At 54.2% G+C, this 17913-nt stretch carries 15 protein-coding genes; 8 read left to right on the forward strand and 7 right to left on the reverse strand.

Features of this window, described 5'->3' with window-relative positions:
• Positions 1-68: 68 nt before the first annotated feature.
• Positions 69-776, forward strand: a complete 708-nt coding sequence (locus tag J4728_RS19580; protein WP_000848633.1) for an aspartate/glutamate racemase — start codon at positions 69-71, stop codon at positions 774-776.
• On the opposite strand, the gene J4728_RS19585 is transcribed toward J4728_RS19580, so the two are convergent.
• Positions 748-1683, reverse strand: a complete 936-nt coding sequence (locus tag J4728_RS19585; protein ID WP_208212276.1) for a LysR family transcriptional regulator — start codon at positions 1681-1683, stop codon at positions 748-750. The genes J4728_RS19580 and J4728_RS19585 overlap by 29 nt on opposite strands.
• 117 nt (positions 1684-1800) lie before the next feature.
• Here J4728_RS19585 and lysA point away from each other — a divergent pair, with 117 nt between their 5' ends.
• Positions 1801-3063 carry a diaminopimelate decarboxylase gene (gene lysA / locus J4728_RS19590; protein WP_000056587.1) on the forward strand — a complete coding sequence of 421 codons (1263 nt, stop codon included), beginning with the start codon at positions 1801-1803 and terminating at the stop codon, positions 3061-3063.
• 9 nt (positions 3064-3072) lie between these two features.
• Here lysA and J4728_RS19595 read toward each other — a convergent pair whose 3' ends face one another.
• Together J4728_RS19595 and galR are read right to left on the reverse strand one after the other, a co-directional pair.
• Positions 3073-4095, reverse strand: a complete 1023-nt coding sequence (locus J4728_RS19595) for a LacI family DNA-binding transcriptional regulator (RefSeq protein WP_000968338.1) — start codon at positions 4093-4095, stop codon at positions 3073-3075.
• Between the two features lie 10 nt (positions 4096-4105).
• Positions 4106-5134 carry an HTH-type transcriptional regulator GalR gene (gene galR, locus J4728_RS19600; protein WP_000201030.1) on the reverse strand — a complete coding sequence of 343 codons (1029 nt, stop codon included), beginning with the start codon at positions 5132-5134 and terminating at the stop codon, positions 4106-4108.
• Between the two features lie 592 nt (positions 5135-5726).
• Here galR and aas point away from each other — a divergent pair.
• Positions 5727-7886, forward strand: coding sequence for a bifunctional acyl-ACP--phospholipid O-acyltransferase/long-chain-fatty-acid--ACP ligase (gene aas, locus J4728_RS19605; RefSeq protein WP_080150211.1), 2160 nt, complete (start codon positions 5727-5729; stop codon positions 7884-7886).
• Positions 7879-9081, forward strand: coding sequence for a lysophospholipid transporter LplT (lplT, locus tag J4728_RS19610; RefSeq protein WP_000004680.1), 1203 nt, complete (start codon positions 7879-7881; stop codon positions 9079-9081). Before aas ends, lplT begins: the two co-directional genes overlap by 8 nt.
• Positions 9082-9167: 86 nt before the next feature.
• Here the strand turns inward: lplT and J4728_RS19615 are convergent, their stop codons facing one another.
• The 4 genes from J4728_RS19615 to mutH form a co-directional block, all read right to left on the reverse strand.
• Positions 9168-10208 (reverse strand): NADP(H)-dependent aldo-keto reductase, encoded by a 1041-nt coding sequence (locus tag J4728_RS19615; protein WP_000558960.1) that lies wholly within the window; start codon positions 10206-10208, stop codon positions 9168-9170.
• 190 nt (positions 10209-10398) lie between these two features.
• Entirely contained in the window at positions 10399-10617 is a 219-nt protein-coding gene (locus tag J4728_RS19620) for a YgdI/YgdR family lipoprotein (protein WP_000758662.1), read from the reverse strand.
• Between the two features lie 169 nt (positions 10618-10786).
• Positions 10787-11500, reverse strand: coding sequence for a TerC family protein (locus J4728_RS19625; protein WP_000895635.1), 714 nt, complete (start codon positions 11498-11500; stop codon positions 10787-10789).
• 180 nt (positions 11501-11680) lie between these two features.
• Positions 11681-12376, reverse strand: coding sequence for a DNA mismatch repair endonuclease MutH (gene mutH / locus J4728_RS19630; RefSeq protein ID WP_001274930.1), 696 nt, complete (start codon positions 12374-12376; stop codon positions 11681-11683).
• A gap of 682 nt (positions 12377-13058) precedes the next feature.
• Between mutH and rppH the strand changes: the two genes are divergently transcribed.
• The 4 genes from rppH to thyA all read left to right on the forward strand — a co-directional run bounded on the left by rppH (position 13059) and on the right by thyA (position 17740).
• Positions 13059-13589 (forward strand): RNA pyrophosphohydrolase, encoded by a 531-nt coding sequence (rppH, locus tag J4728_RS19635; protein ID WP_000564481.1) that lies wholly within the window; start codon positions 13059-13061, stop codon positions 13587-13589.
• A gap of 12 nt (positions 13590-13601) precedes the next feature.
• Entirely contained in the window at positions 13602-15848 is a 2247-nt protein-coding gene (ptsP, locus tag J4728_RS19640) for a phosphoenolpyruvate--protein phosphotransferase (RefSeq protein WP_000957888.1), read from the forward strand.
• A gap of 215 nt (positions 15849-16063) precedes the next feature.
• Positions 16064-16939 carry a prolipoprotein diacylglyceryl transferase gene (gene lgt / locus J4728_RS19645; protein WP_000204647.1) on the forward strand — a complete coding sequence of 292 codons (876 nt, stop codon included), beginning with the start codon at positions 16064-16066 and terminating at the stop codon, positions 16937-16939.
• Between the two features lie 6 nt (positions 16940-16945).
• The gene (thyA, locus tag J4728_RS19650) at positions 16946-17740 is read left to right on the forward strand and encodes a thymidylate synthase (RefSeq protein ID WP_000816247.1); all 795 of its coding nucleotides are present in this window, start codon (positions 16946-16948) and stop codon (positions 17738-17740) included.
• Positions 17741-17913: the final 173 nt, after the last annotated feature.

Genomic DNA, 17913 nt, shown 5'->3' on the forward strand with positions numbered 1-17913 from the left:
AAAATAGACTGGAAACGGAGGTGTAAGTTTGCTTCACTGCCATAATGCTTTACAAAAAGGAGAGCGCAGTGAAAACGATCGGACTGTTGGGTGGTATGAGCTGGGAATCGACTATCCCTTATTACCGTTTAATCAATGAAGGCATTAAACAGCAGCTGGGAGGCCTGCACTCGGCGAGCTTACTGCTGCATAGCGTAGATTTCCACGATATTGAAGTATGTCAACGCCGCGGCGAGTGGGATAAAGCGGGCGATATCCTGGCGCAAGCCGCCCAGGGGTTACAGCAGGCGGGCGCAGAAGGCATTGTGCTGTGTACCAACACCATGCATAAAATCGCGCACGTTATTGAATCTCGTTGTTCGCTGCCTTTCCTACACATCGCGGATGCTACCGGGCGAGCTATCGCCCGTCAGGGGTTGCATCGCGTGGCGCTATTAGGGACCCGCTATACGATGGAGCAGGATTTTTATCGCGGGCGGCTGGAACAGCAATTTGCGATTGAGACCATCGTGCCGGAGGCGGACGATCGGGCGCGTATCAATCAGGTCATTTTTGACGAGCTCTGTCAGGGGACATTCACCGACGCGTCGCGCCACTATTATTTACAGGTTATCGAACAACTGGCTGCGCAAGGCGCGCAGGGCGTTATTTTTGGCTGCACTGAAATAGGTTTGCTTGTTCCCCAGACGCAAAGCGCGCTACCGGTTTTCGATACCACGGCAATTCATGCCGCAGATGCCGTGAGCTTTATGCTTTCGTCATCGGCCCCAGAATAACCTCCAGCGGTTCGACCAGGCGCGAAAGATGCGTTTGTAAATGCTTACTGAAGGCGTCAACCAGCGCGGAGGCGGGGCGGTGTAGCGGGCGAATCAGGCTGACGGTAAAGGGCACGTCAATGCTGAAGCGGCGAACGGTGACGCCGCTGGCGGCATAGTCCAGCGCGGTCAGCGGGTTAACGATCGAAACGCCCGCCCCGGCGCGCACCATCGCGCAGACGGAGGCCGCGCTATGCGTTTCCACCACCATTCTGCGCTTCACCTGATGTTCGGCAAATAACGTATCCAACAACTGTCGATAGCTGTCCAGGCGGGAGAGGCTGATAAAATTTTCCCCCTGAAAATTGTCTGGCGTCAGTACCGTTTTGGCGGCAAGCGGATGGTCGCAGGGCAGTACGCACACTTCATTTAGCGTTAGTAACTCGGTACGGGTTGTTCCTGCCGGGGCATGAAGCGTCTCCGTCAGCCCTAAGTCGTGGCGCTGGGCGGAGAGCCACTCTTCCAGCAACGGCGACTCCTGCGGCACAATATTCAGGCTGACATCCGGATAACGCGCCAGAAAAGGCGGTAGTAGCGGCGGCAAAAAGGATTGTGAAAAGACCGGCAGGCAGGCGATAGAGAGTTCGCCCTGACGGAACTCGCGCAGACTTTCCGCCGCGCTGACGATGCGATCCAACCCATACCAGGAGCGTTGTACCTCTTCGAACAGGCGTAGCCCTTGCACCGTCGGATGTAAGCGCCCGCGTGTGCGCTCAAACAGCGTTAATCCCAGCACTTTCTCAAAACGCGCCAGCTCGCGACTGACGGTAGGCTGCGAGGTATGCAGCAGCCGCGCCGCTTCGGTGAGATTTCCGGCGGTCATTACGGCATGAAAAATTTCAATGTGACGTAAATTAACGGCAGCCATACGTTTCCCTGAATCATTTATCCCATATCATTTTTGCATAGACTGACAATAAAACGATATTTTTTATTCTTTCTAAGGTATGGCGTAATCGTTAAAAAGCCTGTTCCGGAGTTTGTTATGTCATTGCCGCATTATCACGCTGAAACTGACCTTAACGCTGAAAATTTGCTCAGATTGCCTGCTGAATTCGGCTGTCCGGTCTGGGTCTATGACGCGCACATTATTCGCCGTCAGATAGCCGCCCTGCAGCAGTTTGACGTCGTGCGTTTTGCGCAAAAAGCCTGTTCGAACATTCATATCCTGCGCTTAATGCGCGCGCAGGGTGTCAAGGTGGATTCTGTTTCATTGGGGGAGATCGAACGTGCGCTGGCGGCGGGCTACGATCCGCAAACGTGCCCTGATGATATCGTTTTTACCGCCGATGTGATTGACGCCGCCACGCTGGCGCGCGTCAGTGAACTGCATATTCCGGTCAATGCCGGCTCGGTAGATATGCTGACGCAGCTTGGTCAGGTTTCGCCTGGGCATCGCGTCTGGTTGCGCGTGAATCCTGGCTTTGGTCACGGCCACAGCCAGAAAACCAACACCGGGGGCGAAAACAGCAAACACGGCATCTGGCATAGCGATCTTCCGGCGGCGCTGGCGGTAATGCAGAAATACCGACTGAAACTTGTCGGTATCCATATGCACATTGGTTCCGGCGTCGATTATGGCCATCTGGAGCAGGTTTGCGGCGCGATGGTACGCCAGGTGCTGGAATGTGGTCAGGATGTGGAGGCGATTTCGGCAGGCGGCGGACTCTCGATACCTTATCGTGAGGGAGAAGAGCCCGTTGATACGCGCCATTACTATGGCCTGTGGAACGCGGCGCGCGAGCAAATCGCCCGCCATCTGGGACATGCGGTCAAACTTGAGATCGAACCCGGACGTTTTCTGGTGGCGCAATCGGGCGTGCTGGTAACGCAGGTGCGTAGCGTAAAACAGATGGGAAGCCGCCATTTCGTGCTGGTAGATGCGGGTTTTAACGATCTGATGCGCCCGGCGATGTACGGTAGCTATCACCGTATTTCGGCGCTGGCGGCGGATGGTCGCGCGCTTGAAAATGGCCCGTGGGTCGAGACGGTGGTCGCCGGGCCGCTATGCGAATCAGGCGATGTTTTTACGCAGCAGGAAGGGGGAATGGTTGAAACACGCGCCTTACCTGCGGTCATCCCCGGCGATTACCTCGTATTGCACGATACCGGCGCGTACGGCGCGTCTATGTCATCGAATTACAACAGCCGCCCGCTCCTGCCGGAAGTACTGTTTGACAATGGACAGGCGCGGCTGATCCGCCGTCGTCAGACCATTGAAGAGCTGTTAGCGCTGGAGATGCTCTGAAGCGCATCATTAGGCCGGACGTTGAAAAAACGGGCCTGCGGCGACGGACTCGCGCAGAATCAGCGTGCCGGTAAAGGGTGGGATCGGGGCGACCGGCTCGCTGTTCGCCAGGCGAACGGCCTGATCGATCGCGGTGGCTATCATATCCTCGATGGGTAAATAGACTGTTGAAAGCCCCGGTTCAAGCCAGGTTGCGCCCGGCGCATCGTCAAAACCAAACAGCGACACATCCTGCGGGATGCGTAATCCGGCCTGGCGCAGCGCTTTTGCCGCGCCCAGCGCCGTGTCATCATTACAGGCGAATAGCGCGCTAAACGTGACGCCTTCCTCCAGTAATTCCCGGCAGGCGTCATAGCCGCGCGTCAGCGTGTAATCGCCGTATTTCACTTTTGCCGGTTGCCAGGGAATACCATACTTTTCCAGCGCCTTGCGATAACCCGCTACGCGTGATGTGCCAGTGGGAGTATGAACAGGCAGCGTAATACAGGCGATATCGCGATGGCCTTGCGTAATCAGATATTCCACCGCCTGGAATGCCGCCGTCTCCTGCTCGAAGAAAATAGCGCGATCGCGGGCCTGAGTGACGTTGCGATTAATAATCACCAGCGGCATTTCCGTGGCGTCAATCAACGACAAAATCGCCGGCTCATCCATATAGCGAGTGTAAAGAATAATAGCGTCGCACTGTCTGTCGGCCAACATTTGTACGGCTTTCTGCTCTCGTTCCGGCGTATCGTGACCATCGGTGACGATCAACTGCTTGTTATGAAACTCCGCCTGGCGCGACGCCCGGCGCAACAAACTGCCAAAATAGAAGCCGTCAAACGTAGAGACGACCAGACCGATGCTGTTGCTGGTGCGATTCGCCAGCGAGCGTGCCAGCAGGTTGGGGCGATAGTCCAGAGCCTGCATCGCCGTAAACACTTTCTGGCGCGTGCTTTCTTTTACCTGCCCCGTCCCATTCAGCACTCGTGAGACGGTGGCCTTTGATACGCCCGCATGGCGGGAAACATCCAGCATTGTCGCCATCATGCTACCCTGATTAATCGGTTGTCGACAGGTGCCCGGTATCCGTCGGCGTGGACACCGAATGTCGGCGTACCAGTGTCGGACTAAATACATGAGTTACTTCTGGCGTAGGGCATTTCCCTGCCAGCGCTAAGGCCAGCTCCGCCGCCTGTGTCGCCATGGTGACGATCGGATACCGAATGGTGGTCAGTCGGGGGCGCACATAGCGTGAGACCAGTACATCATCAAAACCGATGAGCGATACTTCGCCCGGCACCCCCACGCCATTATCATTTAATACTCCCATCGCGCCGGCCGCCATCGAGTCGTTATAGCAGGCCACCGCGGTAAAATTTCTGCCGCGACCTAATAACTCAGTCATCGCCTGCTCGCCGCCGCTTTCATCCGGTTCGCCGAACGTCACCAGCCGATCGTTAGCCGGGATATGGCTTTCCGCCAGCGCATCGTAATAGCCCCTCAGGCGATCTTCGGCATCAGAGATGGTGTGGTTGGAACAGATATACCCAATACGCGTATGACCTTGCTGGATCAGATGTCGGGTCGCCAGCCATGCCCCGTAACGGTCATCCAGCGCGACACAGCGGTGTTCTAACCCCGGTAAAATGCGGTTAATCAGCACCATGCCGGGGATTTGCTTCATTAATGAGGCCAGGTCCGCATCCGGAATCATTTTGGCGTGTACCACTAACGCTGCGCAACGATGACGAATCAACTGTTCAATAGCCTGACGCTCTTTTTGTTCGTTATGATACCCGTTGCCAATCAGTAAAAAATTGCCGGTGTGATACGCCACCTGTTCAACGGCTTTCACCATCGCGCCGAAAAAAGGATCGGAAACGTCGCCGACCACCAGACCGAGGGTTTCCGTTGCCTGCTGTGCCAGCGCGCGCGCGTTGGCGTTAGGGTGATAGCTCAGGGACTCCATTGCGCTGGTCACCGCCAGCCGGGACGCTTCGCTGGCTTTTGGCGAATCGTTAATAACGCGAGAAACGGTGGCGACTGAAACACCGGCCAGTCGGGCTACATCTTTTATGGTCGCCATGATAATACCTATAGTGGGTAAACGCTTACATTACGCCAGTTTTACGGAAAATGAACGTCTGTTCAAGCCTCTTGCCCCGCCGTGTCGGGCAAATGTGACCTGCACGGGAGAAATGCGTCTGTAAAGTGACAATACAAATCTTTCGTTACAGTTTGCGAAGCGCTGTTGCGATTGTCTGCTGGCAGGCCAGCGAGTCAGGTTGATAGAGTGGTGATCCCAGAGGTATTGATAGGTGGAATCAACGTCATTGTTGATCACACGAATTACACCAACCTGCGTAGAGATGCGCAGGTTTTTTTTTGTTTCGCCTGAACCTGTAACAGTAACGGATAATTTACACAACTCGTTGCATTTCCGTTTATTCCTTTGCGTTTTCGGACTGGCGATGCAGACGCGCGAAGCCCACAATCAAGATCCCAGAGGTATTGATTGGTGAGATTATTCGGTACGCTCTTCGTACCTGTCTCTTGCACCAACCTGCGCGGATGCGCAGGTTTTTTTTCGAACCTATTTTGCTATCGCTCCTGTTACGCAACTCGTGTAATCTGCCACAATTCATGTTTTAGCGAATTGTCGGCCAAAGGGAGTTGAAATGCTGTTTGGATTTTTCCGTAACCTGTTTCGCGTGCTTTATCGTGTGCGCGTCACTGGCGATGTCCGGGCGCTACAGGGGAACCGGGTCTTAATTACCCCCAATCACGTTTCATTTATCGATGGTATGTTACTGGCGCTGTTTTTGCCGGTACGGCCTGTCTTTGCGGTATATACCTCCATCAGCCAGCAATGGTATATGCGCTGGTTAACGCCGCTGATCGATTTTGTGCCGCTCGACCCCACTAAACCCATGTCCATTAAACACTTGGTGCGTCTGGTGGAACAGGGGCGTCCAGTGGTGATTTTCCCGGAAGGGCGGATTTCCGTGACCGGCTCGCTGATGAAAATTTATGACGGCGCAGGCTTTGTGGCGGCAAAATCGGGCGCAACCGTCATTCCGCTCCGCATTGACGGCGCGGAGCTTACCCCTTTCAGTCGCCTGAAAGGTCTGGTTAAACGGCGCTTATTCCCCCGCATTCAGCTTCATATTTTACCGTCGACGCAAATACCGATGCCGGAAGCGCCGCGCGCGCGCGACAGACGTAAGATAGCGGGTGAGATGCTGCACCAGATCATGATGGAAGCGCGTATGGCGGTGCGCCCGCGCGAGACGTTATACGAATCGTTGCTGGCGGCGCAATATCGTTACGGCGCGGGTAAAAACTGTATTGAGGACATTAACTTTACGCCGGATACGTATCGTAAGTTACTGACCAAGACGCTTTTTGTTGGCCGGATTCTGGAAAAGTACAGCGTTGAGGGCGAGAAAATCGGTTTAATGCTGCCGAATGCCGCCATCAGCGCGGCGGTGATTTTCGGCGCGGTTTCTCGTCGCCGCATTCCGGCCATGATGAACTACACGGCGGGGGTAAAAGGGCTGACCAGCGCGATTACCGCGGCGGAAATTAAAACGATTTTTACCTCCCGCCAGTTCCTCGATAAAGGTAAATTGTGGCACCTGCCGGAACAGCTAACGCAGGTTCGCTGGGTTTACCTGGAAGATTTAAAAGCGGACGTCACACCCGCCGACAAGCTGTGGATTTTTGCCCACCTCCTGGCGCCGCGACTGGCGCAGGTAAAACAGCAGCCGGAAGACGCGGCGATCATTCTTTTTACCTCCGGCTCGGAAGGGCACCCGAAAGGGGTGGTGCACAGCCATAAAAGCATTCTGGCGAACGTCGAGCAGATAAAAACGATTGCGGATTTCACCGCCAATGACCGTTTTATGTCGGCGCTGCCGCTCTTTCACTCGTTCGGTTTGACGGTGGGCCTGTTTACGCCGTTGTTGACCGGCGCGGAAGTATTTCTTTATCCAAGTCCGCTGCACTACCGCATTGTGCCAGAACTGGTCTATGACCGTAACTGTACCGTGCTGTTTGGTACATCAACCTTCCTCGGCAACTATGCGCGCTTTGCCAATCCGTATGATTTTTATCGCCTGCGCTATGTGGTGGCCGGTGCGGAAAAACTTCAGGAGAGCACCAAACAACTGTGGCAGGATAAATTCGGTCTGCGCATTCTTGAGGGCTACGGGGTAACGGAATGCGCGCCAGTAGTCTCGATTAACGTGCCGATGGCGGCTAAGCCGGGCACTGTTGGCCGCATTCTGCCTGGCATGGACGCGCGTCTGCTGGCGGTGCCCGGTATTGAAAACGGCGGTCGGCTACAGCTGAAAGGGCCGAATATCATGAATGGCTATCTGCGCGTGGAAAAACCGGGCGTGCTGGAGGTGCCGTCAGCGGAAAACGCCAGAGGCGAAACCGAGCGCGGCTGGTACGACACGGGCGATATTGTACGCTTCGATGAAAATGGTTTTGTGCAGATTCAGGGGCGCGCGAAACGCTTTGCGAAAATTGCTGGCGAAATGGTCTCGCTGGAGATGGTCGAGCAACTGGCGCTTGGCGTTTCGGCGGACAAAATGCACGCTACCGCCATTAAAAGCGATGCCAGCAAAGGTGAAGCGCTGGTACTGTTTACGACTGACAGCGAACTCACCCGAGAAAAGTTACAGCACTATGCCCGTGAACACGGTATTCCGGAACTGGCCGTCCCGCGTGATATCCGTTATCTGAAACAGCTTCCCTTGCTTGGCAGCGGGAAACCCGATTTTGTGACGCTGAAAAGTTGGGTGGATGCGCCGGAACAACATCATGAGTGAGTCAGTACGTACTAACACCTCCATCTGGTCGAAAGGGATGCTGTCGGTGATTGTCGCGCAGTTTCTCTCGGCTTTTGGCGATAATGCGCTGCTGTTCGCGACGCTGGCACTGCTGAAAGCTCAGTTTTACCCGGACTGGAGCCAGCCTGTTTTGCAAATGGTGTTTGTGGGCGCTTACATTCTTTTTGCGCCGTTTGTCGGCCAGATAGCGGACAGCTTTGCCAAAGGCCGGGTGATGATGGTCGCCAATGGTCTTAAACTGGCGGGAGCGGCAGGTATCTGCCTCGGTATAAATCCTTTTGTCGGTTATACGTTGGTCGGGATCGGCGCGGCGGCTTATTCTCCGGCGAAATACGGTATTCTGGGCGAACTGACGACGGGCGATAAGCTGGTGAAAGCCAATGGCATGATGGAAGCCTCTACGATTGCGGCGATTTTGCTCGGTTCCGTCGCGGGCGGCGTATTGGCCGACTGGCATGTCATCGCCGCGCTGGTTGCCTGCGCGTTGGCCTACGCTGGCGCAGTGGCGGCGAACCTGTTTATCCCGAAGCTTGTGGCGGCGCGTCCAGGACAATCCTGGCGGTTGTCGGCGATGACGCGTAGCTTCTTCAGCGCTTGCGTTGTCCTTTGGCGTAACGGTGAAACGCGTTTTTCGCTGGTGGGGACCGGGCTATTCTGGGGCGCAGGCGTGACGCTGCGTTTTCTGCTGGTGCTGTGGGTGCCGGTGGCGCTGGGGATTACGGATAACGCCACGCCGACTTACCTGAACGCCATGGTGGCGGTAGGCATTGTGGTCGGCGCGGGCGCGGCGGCAAAACTGGTGACGCTGGAGACCGTATCGCGCTGTATGCCCGCCGGGATTTTGATTGGCGTTGTGGTTGCGATCTTCTCATTACAGCACGCATTGCTGCCTGCTTATGCCTTGTTGCTGTTGATAGGTATGCTGGGCGGCTTTTTTGTGGTGCCGCTCAACGCTTTGCTCCAGGAGCGCGGTAAGAAGAGCGTTGGCGCCGGGAATGCCATTGCCGTACAAAATCTGGGCGAGAATAGCGCCATGCTATTAATGCTGGGACTGTACTCGCTGGCGGTGCTGGTTGGCGTTCCGGCAGTGGCGATAGGTATCGGCTTTGGCGTGCTGTTCGCGCTGGCGATCGCGGCGCTGTGGATCTGGCAGCGCCGGCAGGCATCATACTGAGTGAATATGCCGGGCGGCGAGTGCGCGTTATCCGGCTTACATTGTCTCTGTAAGCCCGGAAGCGTAGCGCCACCGGGCACTGACTATCACGGCGCCGGGTAGGTATAAACCTGATGCGCCGCCTCAATCTCCGCCAGAACCTCTTCGCTTAACGTCAGATGCAGACTTTCCACATTCGTCTTGAGCTGCGCCATCGTGGTTGCGCCCAGTAACGTACTGGCGACAAACGGCTGGCGGCGAACAAAGGCCAGCGCCATCTGCGCCGGATCAAGATTGTGACGCTTCGCGATATCGACGTAGGCGGCAACGGCTTTTTGCGCCTGTTCGCCGCTGTAACGTGTGAAGCGGCTGAACAAGGTATTCCGCGCGCCTGCGGGTTTGGCCCCGTTCAGGTATTTACCGGTTAATGTGCCAAACGCCAGACAGGAGTAGGCGAGCAATTCAACACCTTCATACTGGCTGACTTCCGCCAGCCCGACCTCGTAGCTGCGGTTTAACAGGCTATAGGGGTTCTGGATCGTGACAATACGCGGCAGGTCATGTTTTTCCGCCAGATGCAGATAGCGCATAACGCCAAACGCTGTCTCATTTGAAACGCCAATATAACGAATCTTACCCGCTCGCTGAAACTCACTTAGCGCGTCTAACGTCTCCAGTAGACTTACTACTGGCGTGGAGTCCGTCCAGTTATAGCCGAGTTTACCGAAGCAGTTAGTGGGGCGCTGCGGCCAGTGCACCTGATACAAATCCAGATAGTCGGTCTGCAATCGGGTCAAACTGTCGTGTAGCGCTTCGCGAATATTTTTACGATCCAGCGCCTGATGAGGCCGGATGCCTTGATCATTATTACGTGCCGGTCCGCTAACTTTGCTGGCGATGATCAGTTTTTCACGGTTGCCGCGTTTGGCGAGCCAGTTACCGATATAGGACTCCGTCAGCCCTTGTGTTTCCGGGCGCGGCGGTACCGGATACATCTCGGCGGCATCGATAAGGTTAATGCCATTTGCGATGGCATAGTCGAGCTGTGCGTGAGCGTCGGCTTCGCTGTTTTGTTCACCAAATGTCATTGTGCCCAGCCCTAGCGTACTTACTTCGAGCGAGCTGTGGGGTATACGGTGATAGTGCATAGCCGTTTCCTTTTTATTATGAAGTCAGAAATTCCCGACAAAGGACAATAAAAATGGCAGAGGGAAGGCAAAAGGGAAAGTAAAATTGCAGGCTGCGCGGCGTAATTGTTACCGGGCGTGGTCGCCACGCACCGTTACGGGACGCAGCCTGAAGGCTTGCAGAACGCTGACCTCGATCACAGGCCACCGCTTAACGTTCGATGATTTGGGATACTTCGTCACGGTTGATTTGCATCTCGTTTCCCTGTGCATCGGTATAGCTGACCAGACCGGTATCATCGTCAACTTGTGGTTTTCCATCGGTCAGGATCATACGACCATCTTTCGTCGCCATTACATAATCGCTGCTGCATCCGGATACCGCAAAAGCCAACCCTACTGCGGAAATTACAACTGCCCACTTTTTCATCCGTTTGTCCTCACATAGCCTGCATCTGATAATAGTCTGTTAATCATATGTCTGATAATAGTCTAGTAATAACGCGCAGCTCTGCATGTCGGAAGCAGCAAAATCTTAATCTGTGAGAAGAAAGGAAATAAAGTGAGTATTCGCTCCCCGGCGGGGGAGCGAGACAGGATTACAGCGGATTCTTTTTATTACGCAACAGGTTCAGGCTCTCTACTGCGATAGAGAAGAACATGGCGAAATAGATATAACCTTTCGGAACGTGAACGTCGAAACTTTCCAGAATCAGGGTAAAGCCAACCAGGATCAGAAAGGAGAGCGCCAGCATTTTTACCGACGGATGACGATCGACAAACTCGCCGATGGGCCGTGCCGCAAACATCATGACGCCCACGGCAATAACGACTGCCGCCATCATAATAAACAGATGATCGGAGAGGCCAACCGCTGTGATAACTGAATCAAGGCTGAAAATAATATCCAGCAGCATAATCTGCACTATTGCGCCCAGGAAAGAAGAAACCCGGGTTTTTAACCCTTCTTCTTCGCCTTCGATGGACTCATGGATCTCCTTGCTGGCTTTCCAGATTAAAAATAACCCGCCCAGTAACAGAATGAGATCGCGGGCGGAAATCGCTTCGCCGAAAAGCTCAAACAGCGGATTAGTCAGCCGAGTGACCCAGGCGATTGACGCCAGCAGCGCCAGGCGCATAACCATCGCCGCCGCCAACCCAAGCCGCCGTGCGTGGTTTCGTTGCGCCGTAGGAAGTTTTGCTACCACCAGAGAAAGAAAAATAATGTTGTCGATCCCAAGTACAATCTCCAGCAGCGTCAGCGTACCGAGCGCCAGCCAGGCATTAGGATCGGTTATCCATGCAAATAACATCGAACAAAGTCCTGCCAAAAAAAGAAGCGGTAATTATAGGCCCGTCGAGTGACGGGCGAAAGCCCAGGCTGAATTTGCGCAACCAGGAACGGTGTAAAATAGCGGCGACAATACGCTTACGTTTATCCGGCGTCGGCCCGATGCGTAGCCATAGCGGGGCGCATTTGCGTGTAATGGACGTTACGGATTCTGCAATAAAAAATGGCGAGCCAGCAGCGCCTGCGTAAAATTTTTTTTCAGATAAAATCCACGCGGTAGCGTCAAAATAGGTTCCCCGCGCGCGCCGATAGCCTCGGTGAGCGCCCTGGCATTGGCGGCTTTGGGTCGTAGTTGCAAGACTTCGCCATGGCGGGCGGTAATGCGTTCCACCTGGCCCAGCACTATCATGTCCATCAGCTCTTCCCAGTCGAGGCGTAGCTGCCTGTCCTCTTCTTCACTCGGACTCCAGAGTAGCGGCGAACCTACGCGGCGTTCGGCTAACGGTATGCTGCGATCGCCTTCGACCGGCACCCATAGCACGCGCTTCAATTTATGCCGTACGTGACTTGTCTCCCAGGTCACGCCGCTGTTACCGGTTAACGGCGCCACGCAAACAAAGGTTGTTTCCAGAGGACGACCCAGACTATCCACCGGGATGGTTTTCAGTTCTACGCCTAATGCGGCGAAATCCTGCTCCGGCTTGCTCCCGGCGCTGGCGCCGAGCCAGATCTCCAGCAAGACGCCGATCCAGCCTTTGTCTCGCTTCAAATCTTTAGGCGTGGTAATGCCGGCCATCGCCGCCAGCTCGCCTAACGTATAGCCGGAAAGCTGCCGCGCCTGGGCTAACAGCAATGCTTCCGAAGCAGGCGGAGTCAGTAGCGGACAAAGAGCGGACATGACAATTACCTTAGGTCAAAAAATGAGCAGTGATTTTATACCGTATGGGCAGAGTTTATCTTTTTCTGTGTCTTATATTCAATAGACTGATTTTTATTGCCTTTTTTGTGTTGTTTCTTCGTGTTGCGCAACGCTGAAGCGGGTTTTCCAATTCTGGTCACTGACAATAAACAGGATCTTACACTATGTTATCCACAGAAAGTTGGGATAACTGTGTAAAACCACCACTACTGTTTCCATTTACAGCCTTGACGTGCGACGAAAATCGAAAATTCAGACAAATAGTGCGTAAGTTATTGGCACAATCTGTGGATAAAACCGACGCTGGTTGATCTTTCATCAGCATAAGGATCTTAGATGTGATGCTGGTCACGCTTTATGAAGGTAGCATGTAAGATTTGTCTATAACGCAATGAATATAAGGCACTATTTTTACTGTCTCCAGCATGAGGAATTCAGACTGTTCTGGGTTTTCCCGTGGTAATTCCATACTTCTTCACAACTATATCCACAGAAAAGGTGAATAAAATGGCGCAAGGGCGTCATCATCTGTTTATAACTCGGCTATTTACTGTGAGTTATTCAATTGTTATTAGGCTGTGTCACTATTACAGAGTGGTTTACCGCCTCACTGGAGTATGAAACAATCGTTCATATATAAGGTTTATGTTGAGGTAGTCCGGTGATTGATGACGATGGCTACCGCCCAAATGTAGGTATCGTAATTTGTAATCGTCAGGGGCAGGTGATGTGGGCCCGGCGATTTGGTCAGCACTCCTGGCAGTTCCCGCAGGGCGGGATAAATCCAGGGGAGTCGGCAGAACAGGCGATGTACCGGGAACTGTTTGAAGAAGTTGGGTTAAGCCGTAAAGATGTGCGGATCCTTGCTTCTACTCGCAACTGGTTGCGTTACAAGTTACCAAAACGTTTGGTGCGTTGGGACACAAAGCCGGTATGTATCGGCCAGAAACAAAAGTGGTTTCTTTTGCAGTTAATGAGCGCCGACGCCGAAATCAATATGCAAACCAGCAGTACGCCGGAGTTTGACGGCTGGCGCTGGGTAAGTTACTGGTATCCGGTTCGACAAGTGGTGTCATTTAAACGCGATGTCTACCGCAGGGTAATGAAAGAGTTTGCAAGTGTTGTCATGGCGCTTCAGGATAATCCCCCTAAGCTACAAAGCGCGCCTGCTTATCGACGTAAAAGAGGTTAAGCCACGCAAATTATGCTCACTCGCCTGCGCGAAATAGTCGAAAAAGTGGCCAGTGCGCCGCGTCTGAACGAGGCGCTGAATATTCTGGTCACGGATATCTGTCTTGCGATGGATACAGAGGTTTGCTCGGTTTACCTGGCCGATCATGACCGACGCTGTTATTACCTGATGGCGACGCGGGGGTTGAAAAAACCGCGTGGTCGAACCGTTGCGCTTGCGTTTGATGAGGGGATCGTCGGTCTGGTGGGCAGACTGGCGGAACCCATTAACCTTGCCGATGCGCAAAAACATCCCAGCTTTAAATACATTCCTTCGGTAAAAGAGGAGCGTTTTCGCGCGTTTCTCGGCGTGCCGATCATTCAGCGTCGCCAACTTCTCGGCGTGCTGGTCGTACAGCAGCGCGAATTGCGCCAGTACGATGAAAGCGAAGAGTCTTTCCTCGTCACGCTCGCTACGCAGATGGCGGCTATCCTGTCACAGTCGCAGGTCACAGCGCTGTTCGGGCAATACCGGCAGACGCGAATCCGCGCGCTTCCTGCGGCGCCGGGCGTGGCTATCGCAACGGGCTGGCAAGACGCGACCATGCCGCTGATGGAACAGGTTTACGAAGCGTCTACGCTGGATACCTCTCTTGAACGCGAACGACTGACCGGCGCGCTGGAAGAGGCGGCGAACGAGTTCCGACGATACAGCAAACGCTTTGCCGCCGGCGCGCAAAAAGAGACGGCGGCCATTTTCGATCTGTACTCACACCTGCTTTCAGACGCCAGACTGCGTCGCGAACTCTTCGCCGAGGTCGACAAAGGCGCTGTTGCGGAGTGGGCCGTTAAAAAAATCATCGAAAAATTTGCCGAGCAATTTGCGGCGCTAACCGATAACTACCTCAAAGAACGTGCGGGAGACTTACGCACGCTGGGGCAGCGGCTGTTATTCCACCTTGATGATTCAGTTCAGGGGCCAAACGCCTGGCCGGAACGTTTTATTCTGGTCGCGGATGAGCTGTCGGCGACCACCCTGGCGGAGCTGCCGCAGGACAGGCTGGCGGGCGTTGTGGTGCGCGACGGCGCGGCAAACTCGCATGCGGCGATTATGGTGCGCGCGCTCGGTATCCCGACCGTCATGGGCGCTGATATCCAGCCTTCGGTGCTACATCGCCGTACGTTGGTGGTGGATGGCTATCGCGGTGAATTACTGGTCGATCCTGAACCCGTGCTTATTCAGGAATATCAGCGGCTCATTAGTGAAGAGATAGAACTCAGTCGTCTGGCGGAGGACGACGTCAATCTTCCCGCCCAACTGAAAAGCGGCGAGCGAGTCAAAGTGATGCTGAATGCCGGGCTCAGTCCCGAGCATGAGGAAAAGTTAGGCAGTCGGATCGACGGTATCGGCCTGTACCGTACTGAAATTCCCTTTATGCTGCAAAGCGGGTTTCCCTCGGAAGAAGAGCAGGTGGCGCAGTATCAAGGGATGCTGCAAATGTTTAACGATAAACCGGTGACGCTGCGGACCCTGGATGTGGGAGCGGATAAGCAACTGCCCTATATGCCGATCAGCGAGGAGAACCCGTGTCTGGGCTGGCGCGGGATCCGCATTACGCTGGATCAGCCGGAGATCTTTTTGATCCAGGTCCGCGCGATGCTGCGCGCCAATGCGGCGACTGGCAACCTCAGCATTTTGCTGCCGATGGTCACCAGTATTGATGAAGTCGATGAAGCGCGGCGTCTGATCGAACGCGCCGGGCGCGAGGTCGAGGAGATGATCGGCTATGCGATCCCGAAACCGCGTATCGGCATTATGCTGGAAGTACCGTCAATGGTATTTATGCTGCCGCATCTGGCTAACCGGATCGACTTTATCTCGGTCGGCACCAACGATTTAACGCAATATATCCTGGCGGTAGATCGCAACAATACCCGCGTGGCCAGTATTTATGACAGTTTGCATCCGGCTATGCTGCGCGCACTGAGCATGATTGCGCAAGAAGCCGAAAAAAATGGCCTCGATCTTCGCTTGTGCGGCGAGATGGCGGGCGATCCGATGTGCGTGGCGATTCTTATCGGTCTGGGATATCGCCATCTTTCGATGAATGGCCGTTCGGTAGCGCGTGTGAAATATCTGCTGCGGCATATCGATTTTGAAGACGCGCAAACCCTTGCCAGACGCAGCCTTGAGGCGCAGATGGCGACCGAGGTGCGTCATCAGGTGGCGGCGTTTATGGAGCGCCGCGGGATGGGGGGATTGATTCGCGGAGGGTTGTAACGACTGGAGCGGGAAAAGAGAGTGACTGTGGATTCACGGCGCAGACAACACGCCTGCAAGATGAAAGACAATGCGTATACATATCTTTTAACGGTAATCGGCATCTCGCTTTTAACCCTTGTGCTATTATTCGCACCTTTGGAGCGTCTGCAACGCGCAGGCGCGCTTATCAATCGCTATCTCTTCAGCGAAATAACAAGAAATTGTGGTGACAGATGACCAGTAGCTATCTGCATTTTCCGGACTTTGATCCGGTCATTTTCTCAATTGGGCCCGTCGCGCTTCACTGGTATGGCTTGATGTATCTGGTGGGGTTCGTTTTCGCGATGTGGTTGGCGGTGCGTCGCGCTAACCGTCCGGGAAGCGGTTGGACCAAAAACGAAGTTGAAAATTTACTCTATGCAGGTTTCCTGGGGGTCTTCCTGGGGGGACGTATTGGCTATGTCCTGTTTTATAACTTCCCTCTGTTTCTGGATAACCCGCTCTATTTATTCCGCGTCTGGGACGGCGGCATGTCCTTCCACGGCGGGCTTATCGGCGTGATACTGGTGATGATTATCTTCGCCAGGCGCACGAAGCGCTCGTTCTTTCAGGTGTCTGATTTTATTGCGCCGTTAATTCCGTTCGGCCTGGGCGCCGGGCGTCTGGGCAACTTTATCAACGGTGAATTGTGGGGGCGCGTCGATCCTAACTTCCGGTTTGCCATGCTCTTTCCTGGCTCACGCGCGGAAGATATTGCGCTGCTGCCGTCACATCCGCAATGGCAGCCTATTTTTGATACCTACGGCGTATTGCCGCGCCACCCTTCCCAGTTGTATGAACTGGCATTAGAAGGCGTGGTGCTGTTTATCATCCTTAATCTCTTTATTCGCAAACCGCGTCCGATGGGCGCAGTCTCCGGATTATTCCTGATTGGCTATGGCGCGTTTCGTATCATTGTTGAATTCTTCCGCCAGCCGGACGCGCAATTTACCGGCGCGTGGGTACAGTACATCAGCATGGGGCAGATTCTCTCTATCCCGATGATTATCGCTGGCGCGATCATGATGGTTTGGGCATATCGCCGCCGCCCGCAGCAACACGTTTCCTGAGGAACCATGAAACAGTATTTAGAACTGATGCAAAAAGTGCTGGATGAAGGCACACAGAAAAACGACCGTACCGGCACCGGCACGCTTTCCATTTTTGGCCATCAGATGCGTTTTAACCTGCAGGAAGGCTTTCCTCTGGTGACGACAAAACGCTGCCATTTACGCTCAATTATTCACGAACTGCTATGGTTTTTGCAGGGCGATACCAACATCGCTTACCTGCACGAAAATAATGTCACCATCTGGGACGAATGGGCCGATGAGAACGGCGATTTAGGCCCGGTTTATGGTAAGCAGTGGCGTGCATGGCCAACACCGGATGGCCGCCATATCGATCAGATCGCCACGGTCTTAAGCCAGCTTAAAAACGACCCGGACTCTCGCCGTATTATCGTTTCTGCGTGGAACGTCGGCGAGCTGGATAAGATGGCGCTGGCGCCGTGTCACGCCTTTTTCCAGTTTTATGTCGCAGATGGAAAACTCTCCTGTCAGCTTTATCAGCGCTCCTGCGATGTGTTCCTCGGTCTGCCGTTCAACATTGCCAGCTACGCGTTACTGGTGCATATGATGGCGCAACAGTGCGACCTGGACGTCGGCGATTTTGTCTGGACCGGCGGCGACACGCACCTGTACAGCAACCATATGGAGCAGACGCACCTGCAATTAAGCCGTGAACCGCGCGCGCTGCCGAAATTGGTCATTAAGCGTAAACCCGATTCGCTTTTTGACTACCGGTTCGATGATTTCGAAATTGAAGGCTATGATCCGCACCCCGGTATTAAAGCGCCGGTCGCTATCTAAGCGCTGACGATCCTGCCATAACCGACGTCATCGCGCGTCGGTTTTTTTGTCTATGGAAAACCCCCAGCTAGGCTGGGGGTTCCGGAAAGCTTTCAGCTTTAAGCCAGTTATTAAAACCCCTTTTGATTTGTTAAAACATCTTGCGGTCTGGCAACTGCAAAAGTTCAACAAGA

Origin of the sequence: Salmonella sp. 32070601201500089SM (genome assembly GCF_017573605.1) — a bacterium.
In the GTDB taxonomy this organism is placed as follows: domain Bacteria; phylum Pseudomonadota; class Gammaproteobacteria; order Enterobacterales; family Enterobacteriaceae; genus Salmonella; species Salmonella enterica.